This window comes from Bacillus sp. V3B (assembly GCF_024494465.1).
Classification (GTDB): Bacteria; Bacillota; Bacilli; order Bacillales; family Cytobacillaceae; genus Bacillus_BD.
Genome location: NZ_JAETXM010000026.1, coordinates 41,623 through 50,663, shown reverse-complemented (window position 1 = coordinate 50,663; position 9,041 = coordinate 41,623). Strand labels below are relative to the sequence as shown.

The window sequence follows — 9,041 nt, the reverse complement described above, 5'->3', positions numbered from 1 at the left end:
GTTTCGTTATACCCAAAAATACTTGAAACTTCTTTTGCTACGGCTAGTAACTGTTGACTCGCCTTATGATCTGTATCTTGAGGAAAGAACTGTAAAAATCCGACAAGGATTATAGTACCAAGTAAATCCTGCTTGTAGTTAAATAAGGGAACGGCAGCTGATGTTACATTCTGAACAAGGGCATCCGCTGAAAATGCAATCCCATTTTTTACTACGACTTCCTCCTCTTTTGCAAGCTGTTCTTTTTCTTCCTCGGTCAACTTCTCTAATTCTCTTTCCTTCCAGTCCTTTGTTAAGATCGATGTAGGAAAGGCCGAAAATACTTTTCCTGTCGCTGACAAAATCGGTAATTGTGTCCCTATTTGAGCACCAACATTAAATAAATGGTTTGTATTCCATATGTTAGCTACTACTGGACCACTAGGAGTTCCTACTGCTAACAAAGCTGTTAGTGATGTTTGCTGACTAAGCTCTTGAAGATAAGGAGTGACAGTAGAAATGATATCCTGATGACCAATGGCACTTCTTCCATACTCAATAATTTTACTGCCAAGCATATATGCACCACTCTGTTTATTTCGATGTAGGAGTTGAAGATGTGTTAAAGTGTTTAAGTACTTGTATAGATTGCTCTTTGTAATTTGTGTGAGTTCTTGAATCTCTGAAAACTTCAAAGGTTGCTCTTTAGAAGCCATTAAATCAATAATACTCATTCCTACTTGAAGCGACTGAATCATAGAATTACTTTTATCATTACCCATTTGTTAGATCCTCTCTATTAACGGTTCATCGTCTGATCATATAAGTTTTAATATTGTCATCATGATATAGCTCAAGAAAACAAAAGATATTTTCATTCATGTTAGTAACTCTTCTTCAATTAACAAATCATACCATAGTTAATTTTTTGCCTTTACCTCTCTTACAGTCTCTTTTATCGTTTTAATTTTATTCATGAAATAATAATATTTATAGGCTACAACTAGAATTAATAGGATTTTAACGAGGACACTATCAATAAGAAAAAAAGGAATGGCAATCATGGCATCAGCAGTTAGTAGGATCGTCCATTTTTGTTTTAATGGCATCGCTCTTTCCCTAACAAAATCCTCTAAATACTTTTTATATAGTTTCGTTCCTCTAAACCAACGATCAAATTTATCCGACCCTTTCACAAAGAAAAAGGCTGCTAATAGGAATAACGGTGTTGTCGGTAATATCGGTAAGATAATCCCAATAATTCCCAATCCAATAAATAAAAACCCAAGAAGTATATAGACCCATTTGACAATCGTTTTCATCATTGATATCTCCTTTCTGTGAGAATGAGAAATATCATTACTTCTATCCATGGCGGCACTTCCTCTTGTCAAAGCCATTAATAAAAGCACAAGCTATCCTTATATAGAAGAGTATAGCTTATTGAAAAAAAAAATGAAATGATGCACAAACATTTATAACCCTCCATTTCATACATGCTTTACGAACCTATATCAAATTCGGCGGGGCGAATTTGCGCCCGGATTTTTATCACGCTTCAGAAAGCCACATCCTGTGGCTTTCGCCTGACTAGGACGTCCTGTCCGTCGTCGAGCTCGCTCGATAAATGACCTTTAAAAAATCCGAGGTATCCGCCGGAGGCTTAACTTCATTCAGCCGGGGTTTAAACCCCCACTGAATCAGAGAGCTTTTTGCATTCATCCCCCACTTACAGAAGTGGAGGACTTCTGCTGAATGAAGTTAAACAGAAAAACAAGTAGACCTGTCTACTGAATTAGACAGGTCTACTTGTTAGAACTTACTATCCGAACATTTAATTAGTTGAAAAGCACTATATAAAATCGCCTAAAAACCCCTTGTTTATACAGGTGTAACAATAGAAATGAGGACCCCATTCCTCACTTCCATTGTTACTCATTGCGAAAAATACTCTCTACCTATGTTCGTATTTAATAGTGTAAACGAACCAATATTAATCTATTAGACTTTTACTAGTTTATTTTGAAGCAACTGCATTCTTTTCTTTAGCAATTTGTGATGCTACATCAATGATCATATCTTCTTGACCGCCGACTACTTTACGATTTCCTAATTCGATTAGGATATCACGAGAGTCAACACCAAATCTTGCTGCTGCACGTTTTGCGTGAAGCGCGAAGCTTGAGTAAACTCCAGCATAACCTAGTGTTAAGCTGTCTTTAGTGATTTCTTGTGCTACTGGTAAAAGCGGTGCCACAATATCTTCAGCTAGATCCATCATTTTATATAAATCTACGCCTGTTTTGATTCCTAAACGTTCACATGCAGCTACAAGTACTTCTGTTTGTGTGTTACCAGCACCAGCACCTAGGCAACGGATACTTCCGTCAATACGTGTTGCACCTTCTTCGATAGCAGCAAGCGTATTAGCCATAGCAAGTGATAAGTTATTATGACCGTGGAAACCTACTGGTACTGTAAGGCTTTGTTTAAGAGCACTAATTCTTTCGCGTACCATATTAGGCATTAAATAACCAGCTGAATCTACTACGTATACACTGTCTGCTCCGTAGCTTTCCATTAACTTAGCTTGTTCAACTAATTTTTCAACAGGTGCCATATGTGACATCATTAGGAATCCAACTGTTTCCATTCCTAATTCTTTCGCATAAGCGATATGTTGTGGCGCTACGTCAGCTTCTGTTACGTGAGTAGCAATACGAGCCATTTTCGCTCCTAAATTAGCTGCTTCTTTTAACTCAGTTAAAGTACCGATACCTGGTAATAATAGAACAGCAATTTTTGAATCACCAGCAACAGAAACTGCTGCTTCGATTAATTCCATTTCATTCGTTCCTGATAGACCATATTGTAAAGATGATCCAGCTAAACCATCACCATGTGATACTTCGATATATGGTACCTTTGCTTCACTTAATGCTTTTGTAATATTAACTACTTGTTCTACAGTATATTGGTGAGCAACCGCATGGCTACCATCACGTAATGCTACCTCTGTAAGTAAGATATCGCGTTCAATTGTCATTATTTTATATTCCCCTTTCTACAGCTCAAACTGTTTCTTTCTTTGTATTTTTTGCAAACTCTTCTGCAACACGAACAGCAGCAGATGTCATGATATCAAGGTTACCAGAATATTTAGGTAGGTAGTCACCAGCACCTTCAATTTCAATGAAAACAGTAACTTTATTGCCGTCAAAAATTGGTTCTGTACGTAAGTGATATCCTGGTACATATGATTGAACCACTTTTTCCATTTCTGCAATAGATTCGCGAATAGCTGCTTCGTCCATTTTCCCTTCTTCAACAAGAGCATAAACAGTATCACGCATCATGATTGGAGGTTCAGCAGGATTTAAGACGATAATCGCTTTACCTTTATCAGCGCCACCAACTACTTCAATTGCTTTAGAAGTTGTTTCAGTAAATTCGTCGATATTAGCACGAGTTCCAGGACCAGCACTTTTACTTGAGATAGTAGCAACGATTTCACCATATACTACATTAGCTACACGGTTGATAGCGTGAACCATAGGGATAGTCGCTTGTCCACCACATGTAATCATATTAATGTTGTTTTTATCAAGGTGTTCTGCACTATTAACTGCTGGAGATACGTATGGTCCTACAGCTGCTGGTGTTAAGTCGATCATTTTGATTCCGCGTTCTTGACATACATTGTTGTTATAAATGTGAGCCTTAGCTGAAGTAGCATCAAAAATGATATCTGCTTCTAAATTAGGGTCTGCAAGGAAACCATCAATTCCAGTGTCAACACCTGCATAACCTGCTTCTCTTGCACGGCGTAAACCGTCTGATTGAGGGTCAATTCCAATAACCGCTGTTAATTCTAAATGTTCTGATCTTCCTAATTTGATCATAAGGTCTGTACCAATGTTACCTGAGCCAATAATAGCTGCTTTCAATTTTGCCAAGATAATTCTCCTCCTAAATATGAAAATGTTTTTATATTTAATCTGTTCTCATTTATAAAAATGAGAAACATCCTTGTAACCTAAGTTTTTTGAAATTTCAAATGCAGCTTCTTTTATTCCTTGTATTACCACCGGAAGACGATCCTCTGTTAGCCTCATTTTTGGTGAAGCACAACTAATTGAAGCGATTGCATTTCCTTTGTGATCAAATATCGGGGCAGCAACACATTTGAGTCCTAACTCAATCTCTTCATCATCAATTGAAAAGCCAGTTTCTTTAATCAATTGTAATTGATTCTTAATTTCCTCACTATCTGTCACTGTATACTCTGTAAACGATTCCAAATCAGCACATGATAGTATTCTATCAATCTCAACTTCATCTTGGTAAGCGAGGATGGCTTTTCCTACACCTGTACAATGAATAGGAGCCCTTTTTCCCACATTAGAGTAAATTCTTAATGTATGCGGCCCTTCTTCTTTTGCTACATAAATCAATTCATCCTGCTGTCGGACAACAAGATGTACAGTTTCTTTTAACTGCTCAACAAGATCTTTAATAATCGGATACGAAATTTTTGCAACGTCAAGTTGACTTCCGATAAGGTGGCCAAGTTCAAAAAGTCTTAGTCCTAATTTATATTTTAAGTCATATGGATTTTGTTGAAGATACCCTCTATGTTCTAAGGTCTTAATCAATCCATGTGTAGTGCTTTTGGATAAGTCTAGTTTTTGACTAATTTCTTTTACACTTAATTCTGGTTCAGAAGTCAAAAATAATTCAAGGATATCAGCAGCTCTTTCAACTGATTGGATTAAACGTTCTGACACGACCGCCCTCCTTCGTTCGACATTAACGAATGCCATTCGTATTTTTTTCTATACTTATATAATACCACCATTTTCTATTTCGTCAATATTTTTTTACTAATCTAATGTTTTTTATTTTCAGTAAACATTAAGCGCTTACATGAAATTCCGTCAGGTAATAGATTCACAACTTTTAAATAACCACTCGCCCATCCTCCTCAAAAAACAGGATGATGTCCTATCCTGTTTTCATTAGAGAAATGAAACTATTTTTCTCGCCACTCTCTCCCCATTTTCAATACAGTCAGGGATACCCACTCCATAATAAGAACAACCTGCAAGCAAAATTCCTGGATACAGTTCATCCATTTTACTTTCGAGAGCTTCTACGGTTTGAGGATGGGTGATTAAATAATTCGGCATGCAATCTGACCAATCCGTCACAACACTTGCCACTGGTTTAGCATTAATCCCAAGACTTTTATTCAAATCAGCAAGCGCCACTTGAAGCAGTTCTTCCTCTGACATTTCTTTTAAGGTAGAAAAAGCCTGATGGCTGCTTTTATAAAATAGCCTTACAAGTAAGTTTCCAGTATGTGATGTATGCTTCCACTTTCGGCTTGTCCATGTACAAGCATTACAGGTTATTTCATCACTATCCGCTTTGATAAAACCTGTACCATCTAATGGAAGTACATGATCAGGTACATTAAATCCAACATATACACTAATCATGCTACTGTTCTTTAAACGATCAAACTCTTTTCTTATCTCTTGATTATGGAGTAGTTTAATTGCCGCTGTATCCGGAATACTAAGTACCACATGATCTACTTCAATCACTTCATGATTCTTGAAAGACACATGATAGCTACTATTTACTTTTTCAATTTTGGTTACTACAGCATTCTTGACTATTTCCACATCTTCAAGTTCCTGTTCAAACCTATCAATGAGTGTTCCTAAACCATTTTTGAAAGCAAGAAACTTCTTTTCTCCACCAATTTGGAATTTTTCCTTATTGACAGAAAAGCCTTTTATAATGCTTCCGTACTCCTCTTTATAATCCAATAGATAAGGGAGTGTAGATGCAATAGTTAAGTTGCTAAGTTCCCCAGAATAAACACCGGAAAGTACAGGAGCGATTTGTTTTTCAACCAATTCTTTTCCGAAAAAAGATTCAAGAAAGGTACCAATTGAATCATTTTTTGTGAAGGATTCATTTTTTGTATAGAAATCCTGTAAGGCCTCTACTTTTCCTTTCGCAGAGACTAAGGTGCTTTTTGCTAATGATTCAATACTTGTTGGAATCCCAAATACTGAATCTGCAGGAATCGGCTTTAATTCTCCTTCTGTGAAAAGAAAAGATCGACCTGTAGCGTTGTATACGACTTCCTGTTCCAAACCAAGTTCTCGAATAAAGGACATGTGATTCGCTTTACGAGCAACAATGGAATCAGCTCCCGCTTCCATAATAAAACCGGCATCTTTTACAGTACAAATTTTCCCTCCAAGCTCAGAGGATGCCTCAGTAAGAATAAGCCTTACATCTGATTGATTTTCTTTTTTCCACTTTTGCAATTCACACATGGCAGATAGTCCAGTAACTCCACCACCAATAACTAGAACCGTTTTCACTCCGTTACACCTCAATTTCGTTCCAATAACTATCATTTAAAGTGTACCACTTTTCTGCCAATTTTAAAAAAGATATCAAGTACCACAAAAAGATATGTATCCATTTGTAGTGCCTGACGCCATGTGGTAAATTATAGAGGAACAAAAAGTGGAAGGAAGTTTGATTATATGACAAATCATGAAGAAACTAATGCATTACCACCAAAAACGTGTACGATTGAACGCCTCGTAACGGTGGAAGAAGATATTCAAAAAGTCCTTGAAGGCAAAAAAACGGCAACAAGACGGAATGGCCGATATGCTGATGTAGGTGAAATAATGGAGTTAAAAGGTCATAAGTTTATCGTAGATAAGGTTTATTCTCAGTCACTTGGTGAATTAACAGATGAACATGCTCGCCAAGAGGGTTATGCTTCCGTTGAAGAATACAAACAATCTATTCTGTCCTTTCATCCAGGCATGCCATGGCTTCCGCAAATGAGAGTATGGGTACACGAATTCAGTCCAGTAAATGAGTAATTCTTAAGAGTAGTGGATTTACTTTATCGCTTTCTTATCTATCTTCATGTTCTTAGCGCAATCGTATCGATTGGTCCATTCTTTATCCTTTTACCCATTGTAAATAAACTTCACCTAACAAAAGGGAAAGAAATGGATATTCATCTAGGTACCTTCTGGTTTGTTGTCAGGATGGCAAAGCATGCAGGACATGTACTAGTAATATCAGGAATACTCCTTATCTTATTAGGTCCTTGGACTTGGAGAACCTCGTGGATCGTTATGACGTTCATGATTATGTTTGGTTCAGTGTTCTTTCTTGCGCGTGCATTTTCACCAAGGCTGCGTAAGTTTCCAGAAACAAACGCTAATAAAGAAGAGCTGGCCGCTGGATTAAAGCGCTCCCTTTGGATGTATATCGTTCTCTTATTAGCGATGCTTTGGTTCATGGTCGTTAAACCGAATTTTTGGTAAATGAATTTAAAAGCGAGGCGGTCCCATAAGGTGTCAAATACCTTATGAGATCGCCTCGCTTTTTTCTTACTTCCAGTCCTGGATATCTAATTGCTGATTTTTGTTGAATAGGCTTGGATAAACGAGAAACCCTAGGATAATGGCCGTTAGGGAAGCCGCAGACATAATAAGAAAAACAATTAATAGTTGCAAACGAACGGCTTGGATCGGATCTGCCCCCGCTATAATTTGACCAGTCATCATACCTGGGAGTTGAACAAGTCCAATTGTTTTCTGCCCTTCAATGGTTGGAATTAAGCTTGACCGAATCGATTGTTTGAGAATTGGATAGATCGACTGCTTTATACTTCCACCGAGTGACAATACAAGCTGAATCTCCTCTTTTCTCATCTCGACTTCACCTTTTAAACGATTTAATAACAAGTTCGCGATAATCATTGAGTTCCCGATAATCATTCCACTAATCGAAATAATATACTGTGGTGTTGCTGGTACGATATGTAATCCTAGTAAAAACCCTTGTGTAATGATCTCAACGATAGAAATAGTTAAGAAGATTTTCCAAAAAACATGGGGGAGACCCCTTCCCCGCTTCGCTGCATTCTTCGCTGCTACTATAATCATAAGAAGAAGCATCAGAATGACTACAAAGGGATGACCAAATCCAAAAACCATTTTTAAAATATAACCAACAATGAATAATTGAATTGTGGCACGAATACTTGTAATAATCAGGTCACGACCAAGCCCTAATTTAAATGCTCTTGAAATAAAAAGAGCGATAATAACAAAGCCAAAACTAAGAATAATCGCTAACAAACTCATAGGGAAACCCTCTTCTGGTCTAAAAATTCCTTCGTACGAACTTCTTTCGGTTCGGAGAAAAATTGTTTAGTAGGTGCCGCCTCAATTAAGTTCCCATCCATCACAAGCCAGGTTTCATCTCCAACACGTTCTGCTTGGGAAAAGTCATGTGTAACCCAAAGAATAGTCGTATGCCGTTCACGGTTAATCCGTACAATCAATTCCTCCACCTCACGTGCCGATATGGAATCAAGTGCGGAAGTTACTTCATCAAGTAATAAAATAGAAGGTTCATTCACAAGCGTTCGGGCAAAGGATAACCTTTGTCTTTGGCCCCCTGAAAGCTCTTTTGCCTCTCGCGATAAAAGACCCTCTGATAATCCCACATATTTCATATATTTCTCGGGATTATCCAATATCTTTCCTTGCAAGCGTGCAGGTAGAGACAAATTTTCTAATGCCGTCCCTTGCATCATAGGAGCAGCTTGAAAAGCAATCCCAACCTTGCGTCTAAGTTCCTGTATATCCCACTCTCGAACTTCCTTTCCATGAATCCGGACTTCTCCTTCATCAGGAGTTTGAAGTAAATTACACAGGGATAGAATCGTACTTTTTCCAGATCCTGATGGTCCGATAATGGTTACAATCTTTCCTTTTGTGATGTTTCCACTTATCCCTTTTAATACATGCACAGCTTCTTTTTGATTTTTAAATAATTTACCAACATTTACTAATTGAATTTCAATTTTATCATGACTCGCTTCGTTTTCCTTTTTTAATAATTCCATGATCTGCTCACTTCTTTGCTATTTTTAAAACAATTTTCCCTCAGGTGATTGGCTATTTATATTTTAACATTGTACCCTTCCCTGAATGAATAGC

Annotated in this window: 10 protein-coding genes; 2 read left to right on the top strand and 8 right to left on the bottom strand. The window is 37.4% G+C overall.

Annotated elements, in window-relative coordinates:
• The 6 genes from JMM81_RS19320 to hemG all read right to left on the bottom strand — a co-directional run.
• Nucleotides 1-761, bottom strand: a 761-nt coding sequence (locus JMM81_RS19320) for an IclR family transcriptional regulator (RefSeq protein WP_256243169.1), incomplete at its 3' end; no start/stop codon positions are given.
• A 138-nt stretch (nucleotides 762-899) separates the two neighbouring features.
• Nucleotides 900-1,304 carry a YbaN family protein gene (locus tag JMM81_RS19315; RefSeq protein WP_256243168.1) on the bottom strand — a complete coding sequence of 135 codons (405 nt, stop codon included), beginning with the start codon at nucleotides 1,302-1,304 and terminating at the stop codon, nucleotides 900-902.
• Nucleotides 1,305-1,996: 692 nt separating this feature from the next.
• A complete protein-coding gene (dmpG, locus tag JMM81_RS19310; RefSeq protein ID WP_256243167.1) occupies nucleotides 1,997-3,025 on the bottom strand; it encodes a 4-hydroxy-2-oxovalerate aldolase in 1,029 nt (342 codons plus the stop codon).
• Between the two features lie 25 nt (nucleotides 3,026-3,050).
• Nucleotides 3,051-3,935, bottom strand: coding sequence for an acetaldehyde dehydrogenase (acetylating) (locus tag JMM81_RS19305; protein ID WP_256243166.1), 885 nt, complete (start codon nucleotides 3,933-3,935; stop codon nucleotides 3,051-3,053).
• A 48-nt stretch (nucleotides 3,936-3,983) separates the two neighbouring features.
• Nucleotides 3,984-4,766 (bottom strand): IclR family transcriptional regulator, encoded by a 783-nt coding sequence (locus tag JMM81_RS19300; protein ID WP_256243165.1) that lies wholly within the window; start codon nucleotides 4,764-4,766, stop codon nucleotides 3,984-3,986.
• Nucleotides 4,767-4,997: 231 nt separating this feature from the next.
• On the bottom strand, nucleotides 4,998-6,383 hold the full coding sequence (gene hemG, locus JMM81_RS19295) for a protoporphyrinogen oxidase (protein ID WP_256243164.1): 1,386 nt from the start codon (nucleotides 6,381-6,383) through the stop codon (nucleotides 4,998-5,000).
• Nucleotides 6,384-6,551: 168 nt separating this feature from the next.
• Between hemG and JMM81_RS19290 the strand changes: the two genes are divergently transcribed.
• Together JMM81_RS19290 and JMM81_RS19285 are read left to right on the top strand one after the other, a co-directional pair.
• Nucleotides 6,552-6,902 carry an ASCH domain-containing protein gene (locus JMM81_RS19290; protein WP_256243163.1) on the top strand — a complete coding sequence of 117 codons (351 nt, stop codon included), beginning with the start codon at nucleotides 6,552-6,554 and terminating at the stop codon, nucleotides 6,900-6,902.
• A gap of 12 nt (nucleotides 6,903-6,914) precedes the next feature.
• A complete protein-coding gene (locus JMM81_RS19285; RefSeq protein WP_256243162.1) occupies nucleotides 6,915-7,355 on the top strand; it encodes a hypothetical protein in 441 nt (146 codons plus the stop codon).
• Nucleotides 7,356-7,421: 66 nt separating this feature from the next.
• On the opposite strand, the gene JMM81_RS19280 is transcribed toward JMM81_RS19285, so the two are convergent.
• Both JMM81_RS19280 and JMM81_RS19275 read right to left on the bottom strand, forming a co-directional pair.
• The gene (locus JMM81_RS19280) at nucleotides 7,422-8,180 is read right to left on the bottom strand and encodes an ABC transporter permease (RefSeq protein WP_256243161.1); all 759 of its coding nucleotides are present in this window, start codon (nucleotides 8,178-8,180) and stop codon (nucleotides 7,422-7,424) included.
• Nucleotides 8,177-8,947: an ABC transporter ATP-binding protein gene (locus JMM81_RS19275; RefSeq protein ID WP_256243160.1), complete on the bottom strand. Its 771-nt coding sequence runs from the start codon at nucleotides 8,945-8,947 to the stop codon at nucleotides 8,177-8,179. Before JMM81_RS19275 ends, JMM81_RS19280 begins: the two co-directional genes overlap by 4 nt.
• Between the last annotated feature and the right edge of the window lie 94 nt (nucleotides 8,948-9,041).

What these genes read in the sequence shown, in the direction of transcription:
- JMM81_RS19275 (WP_256243160.1), bottom strand. Translation starts at nt 8,947, where the DNA reads ATGGAATTATTAAAAAAGGAAAACGAAGCGAGTCATGATAAAATTGAA.
- JMM81_RS19290 (WP_256243163.1), top strand. Translation starts at nt 6,552, where the DNA reads ATGACAAATCATGAAGAAACTAATGCATTACCACCAAAAACGTGTACG.
- JMM81_RS19315 (WP_256243168.1), bottom strand. Translation starts at nt 1,304, where the DNA reads ATGATGAAAACGATTGTCAAATGGGTCTATATACTTCTTGGGTTTTTA.
- JMM81_RS19280 (WP_256243161.1), bottom strand. Translation starts at nt 8,180, where the DNA reads ATGAGTTTGTTAGCGATTATTCTTAGTTTTGGCTTTGTTATTATCGCT.
- dmpG (WP_256243167.1), bottom strand. Translation starts at nt 3,025, where the DNA reads ATGACAATTGAACGCGATATCTTACTTACAGAGGTAGCATTACGTGAT.